22 protein-coding genes are annotated in these 19,344 nt (G+C 31.3%); 12 read left to right on the top strand and 10 right to left on the bottom strand.

Annotated features, from left to right (window positions below; genetic code table 11):
• Window positions 1-7 precede the first annotated feature (7 nt).
• Together HKP59_RS03960 and HKP59_RS03965 are read right to left on the bottom strand one after the other, a co-directional pair.
• Complete coding sequence (locus HKP59_RS03960; protein WP_291803641.1) at window positions 8-481, bottom strand: cytochrome c; 474 nt, start codon at window positions 479-481, stop codon at window positions 8-10.
• A 28-nt stretch (window positions 482-509) separates the two neighbouring features.
• Entirely contained in the window at window positions 510-1,088 is a 579-nt protein-coding gene (locus HKP59_RS03965) for a fasciclin domain-containing protein (RefSeq protein WP_291803643.1), read from the bottom strand.
• A gap of 228 nt (window positions 1,089-1,316) precedes the next feature.
• On the opposite strand from HKP59_RS03965, the gene HKP59_RS03970 reads away from it, so the two are divergent.
• The gene (locus tag HKP59_RS03970) at window positions 1,317-1,916 is read left to right on the top strand and encodes a thioredoxin family protein (protein ID WP_291803644.1); all 600 of its coding nucleotides are present in this window, start codon (window positions 1,317-1,319) and stop codon (window positions 1,914-1,916) included.
• A 48-nt stretch (window positions 1,917-1,964) separates the two neighbouring features.
• Entirely contained in the window at window positions 1,965-2,450 is a 486-nt protein-coding gene (locus HKP59_RS03975) for an ABC transporter ATPase (RefSeq protein ID WP_291803647.1), read from the top strand.
• On the opposite strand, the gene HKP59_RS03980 is transcribed toward HKP59_RS03975, so the two are convergent.
• The 6 genes from HKP59_RS03980 to mce all read right to left on the bottom strand — a co-directional run bounded on the left by HKP59_RS03980 (window position 2,442) and on the right by mce (window position 6,112).
• Window positions 2,442-2,987, bottom strand: coding sequence for a hypothetical protein (locus HKP59_RS03980; protein ID WP_291803649.1), 546 nt, complete (start codon window positions 2,985-2,987; stop codon window positions 2,442-2,444). The genes HKP59_RS03975 and HKP59_RS03980 overlap by 9 nt on opposite strands.
• A gap of 13 nt (window positions 2,988-3,000) precedes the next feature.
• Window positions 3,001-3,684, bottom strand: a complete 684-nt coding sequence (gene truB / locus HKP59_RS03985; RefSeq protein ID WP_291803651.1) for a tRNA pseudouridine(55) synthase TruB — start codon at window positions 3,682-3,684, stop codon at window positions 3,001-3,003.
• 3 nt (window positions 3,685-3,687) lie between these two features.
• Complete coding sequence (locus HKP59_RS03990) at window positions 3,688-4,485, bottom strand: undecaprenyl-diphosphate phosphatase (RefSeq protein WP_291803653.1); 798 nt, start codon at window positions 4,483-4,485, stop codon at window positions 3,688-3,690.
• A gap of 2 nt (window positions 4,486-4,487) precedes the next feature.
• Window positions 4,488-4,754, bottom strand: a complete 267-nt coding sequence (locus HKP59_RS03995; RefSeq protein WP_291803655.1) for a DUF3098 domain-containing protein — start codon at window positions 4,752-4,754, stop codon at window positions 4,488-4,490.
• A complete protein-coding gene (locus HKP59_RS04000) occupies window positions 4,738-5,616 on the bottom strand; it encodes a permease-like cell division protein FtsX (RefSeq protein ID WP_291803656.1) in 879 nt (292 codons plus the stop codon). The genes HKP59_RS03995 and HKP59_RS04000 overlap by 17 nt, the downstream gene beginning before the upstream one ends.
• 91 nt (window positions 5,617-5,707) lie before the next feature.
• On the bottom strand, window positions 5,708-6,112 hold the full coding sequence (mce, locus tag HKP59_RS04005) for a methylmalonyl-CoA epimerase (protein ID WP_291803658.1): 405 nt from the start codon (window positions 6,110-6,112) through the stop codon (window positions 5,708-5,710).
• A gap of 134 nt (window positions 6,113-6,246) precedes the next feature.
• Here mce and rbfA point away from each other — a divergent pair, with 134 nt between their 5' ends.
• The 3 genes from rbfA to katG all read left to right on the top strand — a co-directional run bounded on the left by rbfA (window position 6,247) and on the right by katG (window position 10,197).
• On the top strand, window positions 6,247-6,639 hold the full coding sequence (rbfA, locus tag HKP59_RS04010; protein WP_291803660.1) for a 30S ribosome-binding factor RbfA: 393 nt from the start codon (window positions 6,247-6,249) through the stop codon (window positions 6,637-6,639).
• A 1-nt stretch (window position 6,640) separates the two neighbouring features.
• Window positions 6,641-7,843 carry an FtsX-like permease family protein gene (locus tag HKP59_RS04015; RefSeq protein ID WP_291803662.1) on the top strand — a complete coding sequence of 401 codons (1,203 nt, stop codon included), beginning with the start codon at window positions 6,641-6,643 and terminating at the stop codon, window positions 7,841-7,843.
• Window positions 7,844-8,031: 188 nt separating this feature from the next.
• Complete coding sequence (gene katG / locus HKP59_RS04020; RefSeq protein WP_291803664.1) at window positions 8,032-10,197, top strand: catalase/peroxidase HPI; 2,166 nt, start codon at window positions 8,032-8,034, stop codon at window positions 10,195-10,197.
• 122 nt (window positions 10,198-10,319) lie between these two features.
• Here the strand turns inward: katG and dusB are convergent, their stop codons facing one another.
• Window positions 10,320-11,300 carry a tRNA dihydrouridine synthase DusB gene (gene dusB / locus HKP59_RS04025; protein ID WP_291803665.1) on the bottom strand — a complete coding sequence of 327 codons (981 nt, stop codon included), beginning with the start codon at window positions 11,298-11,300 and terminating at the stop codon, window positions 10,320-10,322.
• A gap of 91 nt (window positions 11,301-11,391) precedes the next feature.
• Between dusB and HKP59_RS04030 the strand changes: the two genes are divergently transcribed.
• Window positions 11,392-12,501 carry a hypothetical protein gene (locus tag HKP59_RS04030; RefSeq protein ID WP_291803667.1) on the top strand — a complete coding sequence of 370 codons (1,110 nt, stop codon included), beginning with the start codon at window positions 11,392-11,394 and terminating at the stop codon, window positions 12,499-12,501.
• A gap of 78 nt (window positions 12,502-12,579) precedes the next feature.
• Window positions 12,580-14,376 (top strand): translation elongation factor 4, encoded by a 1,797-nt coding sequence (gene lepA, locus HKP59_RS04035; protein WP_291803669.1) that lies wholly within the window; start codon window positions 12,580-12,582, stop codon window positions 14,374-14,376.
• 71 nt (window positions 14,377-14,447) lie between these two features.
• Here lepA and HKP59_RS04040 read toward each other — a convergent pair whose 3' ends face one another.
• A complete protein-coding gene (locus tag HKP59_RS04040) occupies window positions 14,448-14,798 on the bottom strand; it encodes a 4Fe-4S dicluster domain-containing protein (RefSeq protein WP_291803671.1) in 351 nt (116 codons plus the stop codon).
• Between the two features lie 173 nt (window positions 14,799-14,971).
• Between HKP59_RS04040 and HKP59_RS04045 the strand changes: the two genes are divergently transcribed.
• The 5 genes from HKP59_RS04045 (at window position 14,972) to HKP59_RS04065 (ending at window position 19,343) form a co-directional block, all read left to right on the top strand.
• The gene (locus tag HKP59_RS04045) at window positions 14,972-16,828 is read left to right on the top strand and encodes a 2-oxoacid:acceptor oxidoreductase subunit alpha (protein ID WP_291803673.1); all 1,857 of its coding nucleotides are present in this window, start codon (window positions 14,972-14,974) and stop codon (window positions 16,826-16,828) included.
• A gap of 2 nt (window positions 16,829-16,830) precedes the next feature.
• Window positions 16,831-17,844 (top strand): 2-oxoacid:ferredoxin oxidoreductase subunit beta, encoded by a 1,014-nt coding sequence (locus tag HKP59_RS04050; RefSeq protein WP_291803674.1) that lies wholly within the window; start codon window positions 16,831-16,833, stop codon window positions 17,842-17,844.
• An 88-nt stretch (window positions 17,845-17,932) separates the two neighbouring features.
• A complete protein-coding gene (locus tag HKP59_RS04055; protein WP_291803676.1) occupies window positions 17,933-18,283 on the top strand; it encodes an NADH-quinone oxidoreductase subunit A in 351 nt (116 codons plus the stop codon).
• Window positions 18,274-18,870 carry an NADH-quinone oxidoreductase subunit NuoB gene (gene nuoB, locus HKP59_RS04060; RefSeq protein ID WP_291803678.1) on the top strand — a complete coding sequence of 199 codons (597 nt, stop codon included), beginning with the start codon at window positions 18,274-18,276 and terminating at the stop codon, window positions 18,868-18,870. The genes HKP59_RS04055 and nuoB overlap by 10 nt, the downstream gene beginning before the upstream one ends.
• Before the next feature lie 11 nt (window positions 18,871-18,881).
• Entirely contained in the window at window positions 18,882-19,343 is a 462-nt protein-coding gene (locus HKP59_RS04065) for an NADH-quinone oxidoreductase subunit C (RefSeq protein ID WP_291803680.1), read from the top strand.
• Window position 19,344: the final 1 nt, after the last annotated feature.

Below are 19,344 nucleotides of genomic sequence, written 5' to 3' on the forward strand. Positions count from 1 at the left end.
ATTAATTTTATTTAGCTTTTTTAGTTCTAAAATATTCTAATATTTGTCTAGCTTCCGTTTCTGTTAAATTTTGGTTAGCCATAGGCGCTAAATATTCAGCTAATAATTTTTTAGCAGTTGGATTTTTCTCAACCATTTCCTCGGGATTTAAAATCATATTCATGATCCATTCTGGTGAACGTCTTTCTGTTACTCCAGCCAGACCTGGACCTACAAAACGTTTGCTAAGTTTATGACATGCCGAGCATTTTGCTTTAAATACAACTTCACCTTCGGCTGCCATTGCTTCGTCAATTTCAGAAAGTGTCATACTTTCTATAGGGCCAATTCCTATGTCTTGCATTGAATCATCACTCACAACTACATCATTTACTTCAACTTTTTCTTCATTTGGCTTAGAAGTTTCGTTACCTTTCTTTGCATCACTGCCACAGGAAACAAATACTATAGCTACTGCTATTATAAATACTTTTAATTTCATTTTTAATTATTTATTTTTTTACTTAAAATTATTCTTGAGGAACTAATACATTATCAATAACATGTATCCACCCATTACTTACTTGAACCGTTTTTAATATTTTTGTTCCACCCACATAAATACCATCTGCTTTATGCTCTACAACCAAGTATTTTCCTGAGGCCATATATAATTTTCTCCCTTTTTTTGCTTCTTTTTTTAATTGATTAATTGGATAGTTTGATGGAGCAACATGGTTTTTTAATATAAAAGCTAACTGACTTTTATTTTCAGGTATTAATAAAGTTTCAACAGTTCCTTCTGTCAACTTACTAAATGCATTATTTATAGGTGCAAAAACTGTTAACGGACCCACATTTACAAGTGCATCTTGAACTCCTCCTGCTTCTATTGCAACAACTAAAGTTGAAAAATCATCTAAAGATTTTGCAACTTCTAACGCATTTGGGTCAGCTCCTTCAGCTGCTTTAACTGATGCTTGTCCTTTTACCTCTGATAATGGTTCTTTTGAAACTTCTTTAGTTTCAAGCTTTTTTTCACCGTTACATGATATTATAACAAATATGAATAATGCTATAATTGTGAGGATTAGATTGTAATTTCTCATGGTTTTATTATTAATATTAATATTTAAAGTAACAAAAGTAACTTAACTATATTACAATTTAAATGACAAATGTCATATTTAACGATAAACAGACCTTTATATCTTTTATTGTTTTAACAAAGATAATTTTTATTATAAAATTATTATTTTTGTGCTACATTATATGCTGATTAAAGCTTGTAATTAATACATTTGCACTTCGTTTATTTTTTACATAGAATTTGATACATGAATAATACACTTATAAATAATAGTTTAAAAAAAAGCATTTCATACTTAGACTATAGAACTTTAATAAAAGACCTTATAAAACAAGGAAAGTCTACTGGAGACATTCAATCTAAAGACCTCTTAAACTACAGTAAGTTGAATGATAAAAGAATGGATAGACTTGATAAAAAATTGAAAATATCTGAAGAAACAGAAGCTTCAATTTATAATTTAAAAAACGATTTTACTTTTTTAGTAATTGCAGAAGGTTGGTGTGGAGATGCTGCTCAAATTATACCTGTTTTAAATAAAATTGCTGAAGCTTCATCAAAAATTAAGTTGAAAATTGTTTTAAGAGATGATAATGAAGAGCTTATGAATGAATTCTTAACGAATGGAAGTAAGTCTATCCCAAAAATTATTATTGTAGACAACCAAAATAATGTAATAAATTCTTGGGGGCCAAGACCTTCAATTGCAACTAGAATGGTTTTAAACTATAAAGAGCAAAACGGTAGTTTAGATGCTGATTTTAAAAAGAATTTACAAGTTTGGTACAATAAAGATAAAGGAATAAACACACAAGAAGACCTTATTAAAATACTTAAAGCTTCATAATATTATTGTGTTATTAATTTAGATATCTTTGCGTTCTAAATAAAAGAAATGATTGTACAATTTAATCAACTTCCAGATGAGTCAAAACTATGGATTTTCCCATCAAGTAGAAAATTTTATCCGCAGGAAATAGCTCAAATCAAAGAACGTATTGAGGAATTTTTATCAGAGTGGGACGACGAAGGAGTTCTCATTAAATGTTCTTATAAATTAGCATATAATCACTTCATTATTATTTCTGTTGATGACACAGCACAAAGTTTGAGTTTGCAAGCGCACGATTTATTAATTACGTTTATTCAAGAGCTTGAAAAAGTATTTAAAATTGTTTTAATGGATAGAATAAATGTTTGTTATAAGCAAGGTGAATTTGTGCAATACAAGGATTTGATAGACTTCAAAAAAATGATAAAGAACAAAGGAGTTTCTCAAAAAACGATAGTTTTTAATAATATGATTACCCTTAAAGAGGAATTAGAATATAATTGGGAAATAAATATTATGGATAGCTGGCTTGGACGGTTTTTAAAATAACAATCCAAATCCTATTGACAAGCTATTTAATTTACCTTTTTCAAAATTTGATAAATTCTTTTGATGATAATCAAGGTTTAAAACGAATAAATTTTTAGTAGCTCCTGCAATATGGTACCCTATTCCGACTTTAAAATAGTTACCGCTTTCAAATGATTTAGCTATTTTTAGTAATTTTCCAAACCCACTACTTACATAAAATTTATCATCATCAACTTCTGAAATGGTAATTTTAGTATCAAGATAAAACGGAATGGCTAATATTTGAGATTCACTATGATAATCTAGACCAACTTTAAGACCTGTAGTTACTAATTTATTCATTTTAAACTCAATTCCATTTCTTACAAAAAAAGCACCAATTGCAAAAATGGCTCTATCTTCTTCTCCAGTATAGTAATCATACTCACCATAATTCGTATTTCTAGCCAAGGTTGCATGAATTGTTAATGAATAAAATAACTTTTGCTCTTTCTCTTCTTGAGAAAAACCATTTAGCATAAAAAGTAGAAGGACACCTAAGAGAGTATTTTTCATGAAAAATTAAAAGTTATAAACTTGCTATAAACTCTTCAATTTTCATACCATCATCAACTTTAAAATCTCCAATTTTAGTTCTTCTTAATATAGATAAATGAGCTCCTGAATTTAGTGATTTTCCAAAATCATATGCTAAAGAACGAATGTATGTTCCCTTACTACAAACCACTCTAAAATTTACTTTAGGTAAGTCTATTTTAGTAATTTCAAATTCGGCAATATTAATTTTTCTTGATTTTATTTCAGTTGTTTCTCCAGCTCTAGCTAATTCATACAATCTTTTTCCATCTTTTTTTAATGCTGAAAAAATTGGTGGTATTTGATCTATTTCTCCAACAAATTGTTTCGCTGTAAGTTCAATTAACTCTCTGGTAATATGTGAAATAGGAAAAGTTTCGTTCACTTCAGTTTCTAAATCGTAACTTGGTGTAGTGGCCCCTAGCGTAAATTCGCCGGTATATTCCTTAACTTGCCCTTGATATTCATTAATTTTTTTGGTGAATTTACCTGTACAAATTATTAGTAAACCGGTTGCTAAGGGATCTAAAGTACCTGCATGACCCACTTTAATTTTCTTAATTCCAAATTTTTGACGAATATGCCAACGCAATTTATTTACTACTTGGAAAGAAGTCCAGTTTAAAGGTTTATCAATTAATAAAACTTGTCCGTTTTTAAAATCTTCTTCTGTCATTCTTTAATTATTACTTAAAGTAACTGCAATTGCTATACTACCAATTATAAAGCAATATAATGCAAAGTAGGAAAGTTTACTTTTTTTAACAATAGCTATCATCCATTTACAAGCAAAAAGGCCAGCAATAAAAGAAGCCATAAAGCCAACTCCTAATATACCGATTTGCGAACTATGAAAATCAATTGAGCCAGATAATACATCTTTCCCAATTTTTCCGAATATTAATGGCACAACCATTAAAAAAGAAAAACGCGCCGCTTGCACTCTATCAACACCCAATAATACTGACGTTGAAATAGTAGCTCCAGATCTTGAGATACCAGGCAAAATGGCTAAGGCTTGAGAAACACCAATAACAACTGCACTAAAAAATGTAACTTTTTGAGTCGTGTCTTTTGCTCTATCAGCAAATAATAATAACAAAGAAGTAATAATTAACATAAAACCCACTAATAGTATTTCACCTCCAAAAAACCGCTCAAATTCTTTTTCGAAAATTAAACCCATAAAAACTGCAGGCAACATAGAAACAACTATTTTTAAAGAAAATTGAAATTCATCATTCCATTTAAATTGAAATAAACCTTTTAGAATTTGAGAAATATCTTTTTTAAAAATAACAATGGTGCTTAGTGCTGTAGCAAAATGAACAACTACTGTAAATGTTAAACTTTCTTGAGGAATTGAATGATCACCCAATAGCACTTTGGCAAGTTCTAAATGTCCACTAGAAGAAACCGGTAAAAATTCAGTTAACCCCTGAATAATTCCTAAAATAATGGCTTCAATATAATTCATTCTTATTTTTTAGATTTTGCCATAATTGCATAAATCTCAATCCCTAAACCAATAAGAACTAATGTTGGTGCTAAACGAATTCTTCTAAAATTATAAATTTCCTCATTAAAAACTGCAGGATTATCGCTGCCTCCTCCAGCCATTAAAATAAAACCTAGAACAATTACTAAAATTCCAATTAACATAAATATATAATTCTTTCTGCCGAAAAGGAATTCACTTTTTTTGTTTTTATTTTTATTTTCCATTTTATTAATAGTAAAGTTCATCTGTTCTTAAATTTAAAAAACGTTGTGTAGCAAAAAACGTACTTAACCATGTAATTAGTATCCCTAAACCAATAATAGCTGCAAATAAAATAGCAAGTATTTTATAATTTTCTAACATCGCTAATTCAGGAATAGTGTTATCTACATACATTATAAATGCAATTAAACCCACAATAGACAGTAAAGAGCCAATTATTCCTAACTTAATGCTTCTCCAAATAAAAGGCACTCTAATAAAACCTTTTGTGGCACCAACCATTTGCATAGTTTTAATAGTAAATCTTTTTGAATATACAGAAAGGCGAATAGAACTATTTATTAAAACAACTGCAATTAAGGTGAATAATGCGCTAAATAATAACATCCAAAAACTTAAACGATTCATGTTTTTGGTTAATAACTCAATTAAAGGTTTATCGTAAGTAACTTCAGCAACAATACTTCTAATAAGGAGATTTTTTTCAATTTCACCCATTTTCTCTGGTGTAACAGATTCTGATTTTAATGAAATATCAATGGCGTTTTTTAGAGGATTGTCACCTAAAAATTCTACAAAATCTTCTCCAATTTCTTCTGTATAATTTTTAGCAGCTTCTTTTTTAGAAATATAGGTAACAGATTTCGTATAATCTGCTTTTTTTAATTCAGCTTTTAAAATGTCAATATCACTATTTTTTGCATTATCATTTAAAAAAATAGTCATAGTTACTTTTTCTTTGAAATGCTCTGTAACACTTTTGGTTTTTAGTACAATTAAGCCTAAAAGTCCTACCAAAAACAAGACTAATGAAATGCTTATTATTACTGAAAAGTACGACGAGCGTAATCTTCTTTTTTGATATTTTTCAAATGATGTACTCAAAAGTAATTTTATTTAAAGAGTTTGCAATATACAAATAGTTGCTTAATGATTTATTTGTTAATTTGATAATATAAATGATCCTGAATTTATACTATTTTGTGTCATCCTGACACAATTCAATTAAAACTCCATTTGTTGATTTTGGATGTAGAAAAACAACAAGTTTATTATCAGCGCCTTTTTTTGGTGTTTCGTTTAAAACTATAAACCCATCTTTTTTCAAACGTTTAACTTCGTCTAAAATATTATCAACTGCAAAGGCTATGTGGTGAATTCCTTCTCCTTTTTTAGCTATAAACTTTGAAATTGGACTTTCTGCATTTGTACCTTCAAGCAATTCAATTTTATTTGGGCCAACATCAAAAAAAGAAGTTTTAACACCTTCACTTTCTACTTCCTCAACTTTATAATGTGGTTTTCCAAACAAACTTGCGAACAGTTTATTAGATTTTTCTAAATCTTTTACAGCAATACCAATATGTTCAATTTTTTTCATTGTTGAGATAATTATTTTAACAAATTTACTATTTAATATGTTTATAAAAAGTGATATATCCCTAAAATTCACCTCAAATTAATTTTAAACAATCAAAAATAATTTTATGTATATTTAACTATTATCTTTGCCCTATGGAAACAAACAGACAAAAGAAAATTGCAGGTGTTTTACAAAAAGACTTAGCTGATGTTTTACAACACGCTGCGCAAGATGGAATGAAAGGAGTAATTATATCTGTTACCAAAGTTCTTGTTACTTCAGATTTATCACAAGCAAAAGTATATATAAGTGTTTTTCCACAATTAAAAAGAGACATTATTTTAAAAGGTGTTCAAGAAAACACATCATCTATTCGTTATGAAATGGCAAAACGTACAAAAAATCAATTAAGACGTATGCCTGAACTCTCTTTTTATATTGATGATAGCCTAGACTATATTGAAGATATTGATAATGCACTTCAAGGGAAAAAAGGAAATCCAATCAAAAATCCTGAATTATTAGACAAGCGTCAAAAACGATAAATTGAATTTTCCTTTATACATAGCTAAACGATATTTATTTTCAAAAAGTAGCAACAATACTATAAATATTATTACCCTTATTGCAACTATTGGTGTTGTAGTTGGAACATTAGCTTTGTTTATAGTCCTCTCTGGATTCTCGGGGTTAAGAGTATTTAGTATTGGTTTTTTAAACACTTTTGATCCTGATATTAAAATTACTTCCCTAAAAGGAAAATCATTTGATTTTAATACTTCAATTGAAACAGTTCTATTAGAACAAAAAGGAATAGCTTCCTATTCAAAAGTATTGGAAGAACGTGCTTTTTTTGAATTCAACCAAAAAACACATGTTGCTTATATTAAAGGTGTTGACAGCAATTATACACGAGTTAATAGTATGGATACTACTGTTTATGTTGGAACATGGCTAGATCCTAAAATTCCTCAAGGAGTTGTAATTGGAAATGGCATTTCAAACACTTTATCAGTTGGTGTTTTTAACTTTTTAGATCCATTAAAAATTTACGTTCCTAAACCTGGAAAAGGATATATTACAAATCCAAAAAATGCATTCAATAAAATAAACACGCAACCTATTGGTGTTTTCGCATTAACAGATGAGGTTGATAAAACATTTACATTCGTTTCTCTAGAATTAGCTCAAGAACTATTAAGCTATAAAACCAGTAAAATTTCTGCTTTAGAAGTAAAGATTGCGAATTCTAAAGAGCGTGACTTTATAATTACTGAATTAAAGAATAAACTTGGTAATGAATTTAAAGTTGAAACAAGAGAGCAATTAAATGCCGTTTTTTATAAAATGCTAAATACAGAAAATTTAGTATTGTACTTAATTTTTACTTTAGTGCTAATTATTGCTTTGTTTAATGTTATTGGCGCAATAATAATGATGATTTTAGATAAGCGAGAAAATCTAAAAACATTATATAGCATTGGAACAACTATCAAAGAAATAAAACGTATTTTTATTTATCAAGGGATTTTATTATCTGTATATGGATTATTCATTGGGCTTTCTTTGGGAATTATACTTATTTTACTTCAAAAAAAATATCAATTATTTATGATAACTCAGCATTTACCTTACCCTGTTGAGCTCACCTTATTAAATATAGTAATTGTTATGAGTACCATTCTAGTTTTAGGATTTTTAGCCGCAAAAATTGCGAGTAGTAGAATTTCTAAAAAACTAGTTGAATAAATAGTTCGCTGTTTTATTTAAAATATAAAAATATTCAATTAAATTTACTAGGCTTAAATAGGGTGGCTAATAAATTTATTCTTTGCAAAACTCCAAACGTAAAATTTTAGTAGAATATAAGTAACACTTACTATTAGTATTTGTTAATAATAAATAAAAATTTTAATATACATTAAAAATTATAAATCATGAGCAATTCAAAAGAAGGCAAGTGTCCTGTAATGCACGGAGGGAACACTACATCAAATAAATCTGTAGTGGATTGGTGGCCTAAAGCACTAAACTTGGATATTTTGCACCAACACGATACAAAAACAAATCCATTAAAACCCAATTTCAACTATAGAGAAGAATTGAAAAAATTAGATGTTAAGGCTTTAAAAAAAGACGTACATCACTTAATGACAGACAGCCAAGAATGGTGGCCTGCAGATTGGGGACACTATGGTGGATTAATGATTCGTATGGCTTGGCACTCAGCAGGAACTTACAGAACAGCTGATGGACGAGGCGGTGGTGGAACCGGAAATCAACGTTTTGCGCCACTTAATTCTTGGCCAGACAATGTAAATTTGGATAAAGCACGACGGTTACTTTGGCCAATTAAGAAAAAATATGGAAATAAAGTAAGTTGGGCCGATTTAATTATTTTGGCAGGAACTATTGCCTATGAAAATATGGGGTTAAAAACCTTTGGTTTTGCTTTTGGACGAGAAGATATTTGGCATCCTGAACAAGATATTTATTGGGGAGCTGAAAAAGAATGGTTAGCACCAAGTGACAGCCGTTATGAAAATTTAGAAAATCCATCTACTATGGACAACCCCTTAGCTGCTGTACAAATGGGTTTAATTTATGTAAACCCAGAAGGTGTAAATGGAAAACCCGACCCATTAAAAACTGCAGAACAAGTTCGTGAAACATTTAAAAGAATGGCCATGAATGATGAAGAAACCGTTGCTTTAACAGCTGGTGGACATACTGTTGGAAAAACTCACGGAAATGGCGATGCAAGTATTTTAGGGCCAGATCCTGAATCTGCAGGTGTTGAAGAGCAAGGTTTAGGTTGGTCAAACCCAAATAAATCAGGTAAAGGTCGATATACTGTAACAAGTGGATTAGAAGGTGCTTGGACTACCCATCCTACTAAATGGGATAACGGTTTTTTTGAAATGCTTTTTAAACACGAATGGGAGTTGCAAAAAAGTCCTGCAGGAGCTTGGCAATGGGAACCTAAAGCTATAAAAAAAGAAGATAAACCTGTAGATGTTGAGGATTTTTCTATTCACCAAAATCCAATGATGACTGACGCAGATATGGCCATGAAAGTTGATCCAATTTATAAAGAAATTTCATTGAAATTTATGAATAATTTTGATGCCTTTTCTGATGCTTTTGGACGTGCTTGGTTTAAATTAACACATCGCGATATGGGACCTAAATCTTGTTATTTTGGTCCAGATGTTCCAGAAGAAGATTTAATATGGCAAGATCCTATTTCTGAAGGAAAAAATAATTATGATATCGAAGCTGTTAAAGAAAAAATAGCAAATGCCGGTCTTAGTATTTCTGAAATGGTTTCAACTGCGTGGGACAGTGCAAGAACATTTAGAGGTTCAGATAAGCGCGGAGGTGCAAATGGCGCTAGAATTAGATTAAGCCCTCAAAAAGATTGGGAAGGAAATGAGCCAGAAAAATTAGCAAAAGTACTACAGGTGTTAGAACCAATTGCAGCAGAATTCGAAATAAGTATTGCAGATACCATTGTATTAGCAGGAAATGTTGGTATTGAACAAGCTGCTAAAAATGCGGGAATTTCTGTTGCAGTTCCTTTTTCTCCTGGTCGTGGTGATGCAACTGATGAGATGACTGATGTAGAATCATTTGAGCCATTAGAACCTGTTGCCGATGGTTATAGAAACTGGTTGAAAAAAGACTATATCGTAAGCCCAGAAGAATTATTGTTAGATCGCACACAATTAATGGGTTTAACGGCACCTGAAATGACTATTTTAATTGGAGGAATGCGTGTTTTAGGAACAAATTATGGCGAAGCAAAACACGGCGTGTTTACAGATGCTGTCGGTACTTTATCTAACGACTTTTTTGTAAACCTTACCGATATGGGATTTGCTTGGGAACCTACAGAAAATGGATTGTATAATATTCGATCTAAAAAAACAGGAGCAATAAAATTTACAGCTACTAGAATTGATTTAGTATTTGGTTCTAATTCCATTTTACGTTCTTATGCTGAATTCTACGCACAAGATGACAATAAAGAGAGATTTGTAAATGATTTTGTAAATGCTTGGGTAAAAGTTATGAATGCAGATAGATTCGATTTAAAATAATAAACACAATTAACTTTAAAAAAGAAGCAGTTTAAAAATTTCAAACTGCTTCTTTTATACTAATATCTTTTTATTCCTAATATTTTTATGGAAATAAATATCTGAAATGCCTTTCCAAAAAATTAAGCAAATTTCTGCAAAACTTCATCAAATACATTATACACTTCTTCTGCAGAATCTGAAGTTACCATTTTTAAACGATACTCTTTGAAATGAGGAATCCCTTTAAAATAATTTGTATAATGACGCCTGGTTTCCATCACTCCAACAATTTCTACTCCTTTCCAATCTATTTCCATTTGTAAATGTCTTCTTGCCATTTCAACACGCTCAGCTATAGTAATATCTGGTAAATGCTCTCCTGTTTTAAAAAAGTGCTTTACTTGTTTAAAAAACCAAGGGTTTCCTATACTTGCTCTTCCAATCATTGCGCCGTCTAATCCAAATTTATCACGCATTTCTATAGCCCGTTCAGGAGAATTTACATCACCATTTCCAAAAACAGGTATATGCATTCTTGAATTATTTTTTACTTCGGCAATTGGAGCCCAATTTGCTTCACCTTTATACATTTGAGCACGTGTACGACCGTGAATTGAAATTGCTTTGCACCCCACATCTTGAAGCCTTTCAGCAACTTCAACAATTTGAATAGAACTTTCATCCCATCCTAAACGAGTTTTAACAGTTATAGGTAAATGAGTGTGTTTAACCATGGCTTCGGTTAATTCTACCATTAAATCGATATCCTTTAAAATTCCAGCTCCAGCTCCTTTGCTCACAACTTTTTTAACAGGGCAACCAAAATTAATATCAATAATATCTGGTTTAGATTGTTCTACAATCTCAACAGTTCTTAACATAGATTCAAGATTCGCTCCAAATATTTGAATTCCAACTGGTCGTTCTTTTTCGTAAATATCTAGTTTCTTTTTGCTTTTTGCAGCATCACGAATTAAGCCCTCCGAAGAAATAAATTCAGTATACACGACATCTGCACCTTGTTCTTTGCATAATGCTCTAAACGGTGGATCACTAACATCTTCCATTGGAGCTAAAAGCAATGGAAAATCACACAATTCAATGTCTCCTATTTTTACCAAATCTAAAATTTAAGTCTGCAAAATTACGGAAATTAAATTATTTCTCAATTAATTTATAAAAATTGTATTTTTGACTTTTAAAACTAAAAAAATGAAACAGACAATTTTAATCATCTCAGTATTAGCCTTCTTTATTGGTTGTAAATCATCTAAAACAAAAACAACTCAATCGTATGACGGATATTCTGGCGCAACAAAATATGTAAATAAAATTCATTACGAGGAAGAAAAACATTTAAAAAATATAAAACAATTAACCTTTGGTGGTGATAATGCTGAAGCTTATTGGAGCTTTGACGATAAAAAATTAGTTTTTCAGGCTAATAATGTTTGGGGATTGGAATGTGATCAAATTTTCACTATGAATATAACCGATGATTTAAGTAATGGTCAAAAACCTCAATTAGTGAGTACTGGAATGGGAAGAACAACGTGTAGTTACTTTTTACCAGGAAACGAAACCATTATATATTCTTCAACTCATTTAGCAGATAAAGAATGTCCGCCAACGCCAAAAAAAGAAGATTATGGTAATAAATATATTTGGCCTGTATATGAAGGTTATGACATTTTTGTAGCTGATACAAAAGGAAACCAATTAAAGCAGTTAACTTTTGAAGATGGCTATGATGCAGAACCAACAGTTTCTCCGAAAGGTGATAAAATTGTATTCACCTCAACTAGAACTGGTGATTTAGAATTGTTTACTATGAACATTGATGGCTCTAACGTTCAACAAGTAACTCATGAATTAGGTTACGACGGTGGTGCCTTCTTTTCTCCTGATGGAACTAAATTAATTTTTCGTTCCTCTAGACCTAAAACTAATGCTGAAATAAAGGAATATAAAGAATTGTTAGCTGAAGGTTTAGTTCAGCCAACTAATATGGAATTATATATTTGCAATGTTGATGGGAGTGAATTAACTAAAATCACCAATTTAGGAAGCGCAAACTGGGCGCCGTTTTTTCACCCTTCTGGAGAGAAAGTATTATTCTCATCAAATCACAAATCAAAAAGTAGCTTTAATTTATTTATGGTAAACATTGATGGAACTGGTTTAGAGCAAATTACTTTTGATGCTGTTTTTGATGCGTTTCCAATGTTTTCTTATGATGGTAAAAAATTAGTTTTTTCTTCAAACAGAAACAATAATGGAACACACGATACTAATTTATTCATAGCTGACTGGGTTGACTAACAAACATTTTTTGATAACGTAATTTCGAATAGTTAATTCGTTATATTTGCGCAACTATTGTAGTTAGGAACACGAAGTATGAAAAACATAAGAAATTTTTGCATTATTGCCCATATTGATCACGGAAAAAGTACGCTAGCCGATAGATTATTAAGTTTTACAGGAACTACTACAGCTCGTGAAGAGCAAGCCCAGTTACTGGATTCTATGGATTTAGAAAGAGAACGTGGAATTACCATTAAAAGTCATGCCATTCAAATGGATTATATTTTTGAAGGTGAAAAATATGTTTTGAACTTAATTGACACTCCGGGACACGTAGATTTTTCATATGAAGTATCAAGATCTATTGCCGCTTGTGAAGGCGCTTTATTAATTGTTGATGCAGCTCAAAGCATTCAAGCACAAACTATTTCGAATTTATATTTAGCATTAGAAAATGATTTGGAAATTATTCCTGTTCTAAATAAAGTTGATTTACCCGGTGCAAATCCTGAAGAAGTAACAGATGACATTGTTGATTTATTGGGCTGCGACCCTGAAGAAGTTATCCATGCAAGTGGAAAAACAGGGTTTGGTGTAGAGAATATTTTGAAAGCAATTATTAAACGTGTACCCGCTCCAAAGGGAGATGTTAATGAACCTCTTCAAGCCTTAATTTTTGATTCAGTTTACAACTCTTATAGAGGTGTTGAAACTTATTTTAGAGTTTTAAACGGAGAGATTAAAAAAGGGCAACGAATTAAATTTATGGCCACTGAAAATGTATATAATGCAGATGAGGTAGGTACATTAAAATTAACTCAGGTTCCAAAACAAAGTATAAAAGCAGGTGACGTTGGCTACTTAATTACTGGAGTAAAAGTAGCAAGTGAAATTAAAGTTGGAGATACAATAACCGATGCTATTCATCCAACAGCTCATAGAATTGATGGTTTTGAAGATGTAAAACCTATGGTATTTGCCGGAATTTATCCCGTTGATACTGAAGATTATGAAGAATTACGAAATTCTATGGAGAAGTTACAATTAAATGATGCTTCGTTAGTTTTTATTCCTGAAAGTTCTGCAGCACTTGGATTTGGATTTAGATGTGGTTTCCTAGGAATGTTACATTTAGAAATTATTCAAGAACGTTTGGAACGTGAGTTTGATATGACTGTAATTACTACGGTACCAAACGTATCATATCATGCGTTTACAAATAAAGAACCAGAGACTCCTCTTTTAGTTAATAATCCTTCAGATTTACCTGAACCTTCCAGATTAAATAGAGTTGAAGAACCATACATTAAAGCTACGATTATTACAAAATCTGATTTTGTTGGGCCAGTTATGAGTTTATGTATTGAAAAACGTGGACAAATAACAAATCAAACTTATTTAACACCTGAACGAGTTGAATTATCTTTTGACATGCCTTTAGCCGAAATTGTTTTTGACTTTTATGATCGCTTAAAAACTGTTTCAAAAGGATATGCTTCATTTGATTATCATCCTTTAGGATTAAAAGCTTCAAAATTGGTAAAAGTAGATATCTTATTAAATGGTACTTCAGTAGATGCACTTTCAGCATTAATTCATGCAGATAATGCCTATAATATTGGTAAAAAAATGTGCGAAAAATTACGTCAATTAATACCTAGACAACAATTTGACATTCCTATTCAGGCTGCAATTGGTGCCAAAATAATATCAAGAGAAACTGTAAAGGCATTGCGTAAAGATGTAACTGCTAAATGTTATGGTGGTGATATATCTCGTAAACGTAAATTATTAGAGAAACAAAAGAAAGGGAAAAAACGTATGCGTCAAGTTGGAAATGTAGAAATTCCACAAGAAGCTTTTATGGCTGTTCTAAAATTAAATGATTAGTACACTCTATTTATTAAACATAAAAAAAGCAACTTATATAAGTTGCTTTTTTTATGTTTAATTTGGGAAAATTATTCTCCGTGCATCCAAGCTTTTTTAGCTAATAATTGTTCTTCTGTTTCCTCATTATCTTCATCAGGAACACAACAATCAACAGGACAAACAGAAGCACATTGAGGTTCATCATGGAAACCTTTACACTCTGTACACTTATCAGTTACAATAAAATAAAATTCATCCGATATTGCCTCATTCATTTCATCAGCATCAGCTTCTTCACCTCCAGGTGTTGTAACCATTCCACTTAATGAAGTTTCATCAGCATACGCCCATTCAGTGTCTGGTTCGTAAATTGCATTGTTTGGACATTCTGAAATACAGGCGTCACAGTTTATACATTCGTCAGTTATTTTAATAGCCATGTTTACTTATTTTTAATAGTTATTTATTCAACAAAAATATATAATTTTAAACAAATTTAAGTGACAAAAGTCATTTACTAATCTAAAAAGTAAATTTAAATTTGACACTTAAATAATTTACTCAAAAATTATTTTCTTTAAATTTAACTAAAAAATTTTAATTATCATATATTATGGTTACAACTAAAGAAACACTCCAACCAGAAGTATTAGAGGCTGTTGTTATACGATTTGTTGGTGATTCTGGTGATGGAATGCAACTTACAGGAACACAATTTACTGATACATCTGCTATGTTCGGAAATGATATAGCAACATTTCCAAATTACCCATCAGAAATTAGAGCTCCTCAAGGAAGTTTGTATGGAGTTTCAGGATTTCAAGTTCATATTGGTAGTGTAGAAGTAAGTACACCGGGTGACAACTTAGATTTATTAGTAGCAATGAATCCTGCCGGGTTAAAGACAAATCTTTACGCATTAAAACCTGGACACACAATAATTGTTGATACAGATTCTTTTTCAAAAAAGAACCTAGAAAAAGCTGAGTACACCTCAAATCCACTTGAAGATAATAGCTTAGAAAATTATAGAGTCATTCAAGTTTCTATGACTTCTTTAACAAAAGAAGCTCTAAAAGATGTAGAGGGCTTAGATAATAAATCTATTACACGAAGTAAAAATATGTTTGCCCTTGGAATGGTATATTGGATGTATGGAAGAGAAAAAGAGCACACTATTGATTTTTTTAATAAAAAATTCAAAACTAAACCTCATTTAATTGAGGCAAATACAAAAGTTTTAAATGCTGGTTTTTTCTTTGCAGAAACTTTAGAATTAATTCCAAATGCTTACACAATCTCTCCTGCTAAAATGGATACAGGTACCTATAGAGTTATTATGGGGAATACTGCAACTGCTTGGGGATTTTTAGCTGCAGCTGAAAAATCAGGTTTAGAATTATTTTTAGGATCCTATCCTATTACGCCAGCAACTGATATATTACATGAATTAGTTAAACACAAACACTTTGGAGTAAAAGCATTTCAAGCTGAAGATGAAATTGCAGGTATTGCATCTGCAATAGGTGCTTCTTTTGCTGGTGATTTAGCAATTACAACCACTTCTGGTCCTGGACTTGCTTTAAAAGGTGAGGCTTTAGGTTTGGCTATGATTATGGAACTGCCTTTAGTTGTGGTAAATGTTCAACGTGGTGGTCCATCAACAGGTTTACCAACTAAAACAGAGCAATCAGATTTATTACAAGCAATGTATGGAAGAAATGGTGAAAGTCCTGTAATTGTAATCGCTGCAAGTACACCAGCCGATTGTTTTAACTATGCTTTTGAAGCCTCAAAATTAGCTTTAGAGCATATGACTCCGGTTGTTTTATTAACTGATGGCTATATTGCAAATGGATCTGCACCTTGGAAAATTCAAAGTGTTAGTGAATTACCTGAAATTAAAAATAATATTACCAAAGAAGCTGTTGAAAATTGGCATCCATACGATAGAAATGAAGAAACACTTGCTCGTAATTGGGGAATACCAGGAACACCAGGATTAGAGCATAGAGTTGGTGGTTTAGAGAAAGATAGTCTTACTGGAAATGTGTCTCATGACCCTGAAAATCATGAGAAAATGACCAAAATTAGAGCTGAAAAAATTAAACGAGTTCAAAACTATATTCCTGATATTGAACCTGAGTTTGCAGATTCAGGAGATTTATTAGTTATTGGTTGGGGAGGAACTTATGGATCACTTCATTCAGCTGTAAAATTAATTAATGAACAAGGTTATTCATCAATTGGTTTTGCTCATTTTAACTATATAAATCCACTTCCAAAAAACACAGAAGAATTATTAAAAAGATTCAAAAAAATAATTGTTTGTGAGTTAAATAACGGTCAGTTTGCCAACATTTTAAAAATTAATTTTAACGGACTTGACATTTCACAATACAATAAAATTCAAGGGTTACCTTTTGGAAATAACGAACTAATAGCAGAATTTAAAAAATTAGTAGACTAATTATGGAAGCAATAAAAGAACAAAAATATACATTTAAAGACTTTGCAAGTGATCAAGAAGTAAGATGGTGCCCTGGTTGTGATGATTATGTTATCTTACGTTCAATGCAAAAAGCACTTCCTGAAATGGGTGTTAAAAAAGAAGACGTTGTATTTATATCAGGAATTGGATGTTCATCTCGTTTCCCATATTATATGAACACATATGGAATGCACACCATTCATGGTAGAGCGCCTGGAATTGCTTCAGGAGTTAAACTGGCAAATCCTGATTTAAGTGTTTGGATTACTACCGGTGATGGAGATGCAATGGCTATTGGTGGAAATCACTTTATTCATGTGCTACGAAGAAACCTTGATTTAAATATTATTTTATTTAATAATGAAATTTACGGATTAACTAAAGGTCAATTCTCTCCTACTTCATTAGTGGGACAAAAAACAAAATCATCTCCTTATGGAAACACGCAACCTCCATTTGTTCCTGGTGAATTAGCCTTAGGGGCAGGAGCGCGTTTCTTTGCAAGAATTGGTGGTAATGTTCCAAAAGAAATGTCACAACTATTTGTAGATGCCCACAAGTTTAAAGGAACTTCTCTTATTGAAGTTTTACAAAACTGTGTGATCTTTAATGATGGCTGTTATACAAAATTTACTGATAAAAAGGTAAAGGAGGACATGCAAATATTTCTTGAGCACGGTAAACCAATGATTTTTGGTAAAGAGCGAGATAAAGGAATAGTACTTAAAGGACTAAAACTAGAGGTTGTCACTATTGGAGAAAACGGTATTACTCAAGAAGATTTATTGGTACATAATGCTAAAGAACAAGACCCTACTTTACACCAAATGTTAGTAAGACTTGAATATCCAATTGCAACTGGAATAATTAGAAGTTTTGAGGATGTTACTCTTGAAGAACGAGAAGATGCGCTAACTAAACAAGTGAAAGCAAACTCAAAATTCAAAAAAACTGACGACTTATTTTTTGCAGGAGAAACATACGAAGTTAAGTAACATTTATTTAGTTTTTAGCTGATTTATATCAGCTAACGGTTATAAGAATTCATTTAATTTTACCGTCTAATAAAAAAGTGTATTTAGAATGGGATCAGAAGCCATTATTGTATTTTTACTTGCAGGAGTTATTTTAGTTGCAGGAGCAAACTTTTTATCAAATTTAATTTCACATAAATCAGACAATCCACAAAAGCGAGAACCTTATGAAAGTGGTATGACAACTATTGGCCCTACTTGGGTTCAATTTAAAGTTGGCTACTATTTATTTGCAATATTATTCTTAATTTTTGATGTAGAGGTAGCCTTTTTAATTCCTTGGGCAGTAGTCTTTAAAGGAGTTGGAACTGTTGCTTTTATTGAAGTTATGGTATTTCTTGTGATTTTAGGTTTAGGTTTAGCATACGCTTGGAAAAAAGAAGCATTAAAATGGGACTAGATAAAAAATCATTTATAAGCGAACTTGGAGATGACGGAAGAACACCGGTAATTCCAAAAGATTTCCCAGGAAAAGTAATTCCTGCTGGAAATGGAGCAAACGTAATAGTTACTTCATTAGATAAAATAATTAACTGGGGGAGATCAAATTCACTTTGGTCTCTTTATTTTGGTACAAGTTGCTGCGCCATTGAAATGATGCAAACAGGAGCTGCTCGCCATGATTATTCAAGATTTGGATTTGAGGTAGCACGTCCTTCCCCAAGACAAGCTGATTTAATTATTATTGCAGGAACCATTGTAAATAAAATGGCTCCTGTTTTACGTCGTTTATACGATCAAATGGCTGAGCCAAAATATGTAATTGCAATGGGAGCTTGCGCAATTTCAGGAGGACCTTTCTTTTATAATACCTATTCAGTGGTTAAAGGTGCAGATCACGTAATTCCAGTGGATGTTTATGTTCCTGGTTGTCCACCTCGTCCAGAAGCTCTATTAGAAGGTATGCTAATGCTTCAAGAAAAAATTAGAACTGAAAATATGAAGCACAAAGAAAATCCTATTGATGGATTTGATGAAGGATTATAAAACTGAAAGTTATGACTAACGAAGCATTACAAAAATTAATTAGTAGCTGGATTCCAGAATTAGAATTCACTGAAGAAGGCTCTCAGTTCTTAAATATAATTGTTCAACCAGAACAACTACATCAATTGATGACTCAATTAAAATCAAATAATGAAACAAGTTTTGATTATTTATTTTGTTTAAGCGGCATTGATTGGGGAAAAGAATTAGGAGTTGTTTATCATTTAGAATCTACAATTCATAGACATATGGTAGTTGTAAAAGTTCAAACTGAAGATAGAGAAAATCCAACTTTTGATACAGTTTCTAACATTTGGGCAACAGCAGAATTCCACGAACGTGAGGCATTTGATTTCTTCGGAATTATATTCAACAATCATCCAAATTTAAAAAGACTTTTTTTAACTGAAGATTGGGATGGCTTTCCGCTAAGAAAAGACTATGTAGATGAAATTAATATGGTTATTAAATAAG

Origin of the sequence: Lutibacter sp., from assembly GCF_013041805.1 — a bacterium.
Classification (GTDB): Bacteria; Bacteroidota; Bacteroidia; order Flavobacteriales; family Flavobacteriaceae; genus Lutibacter.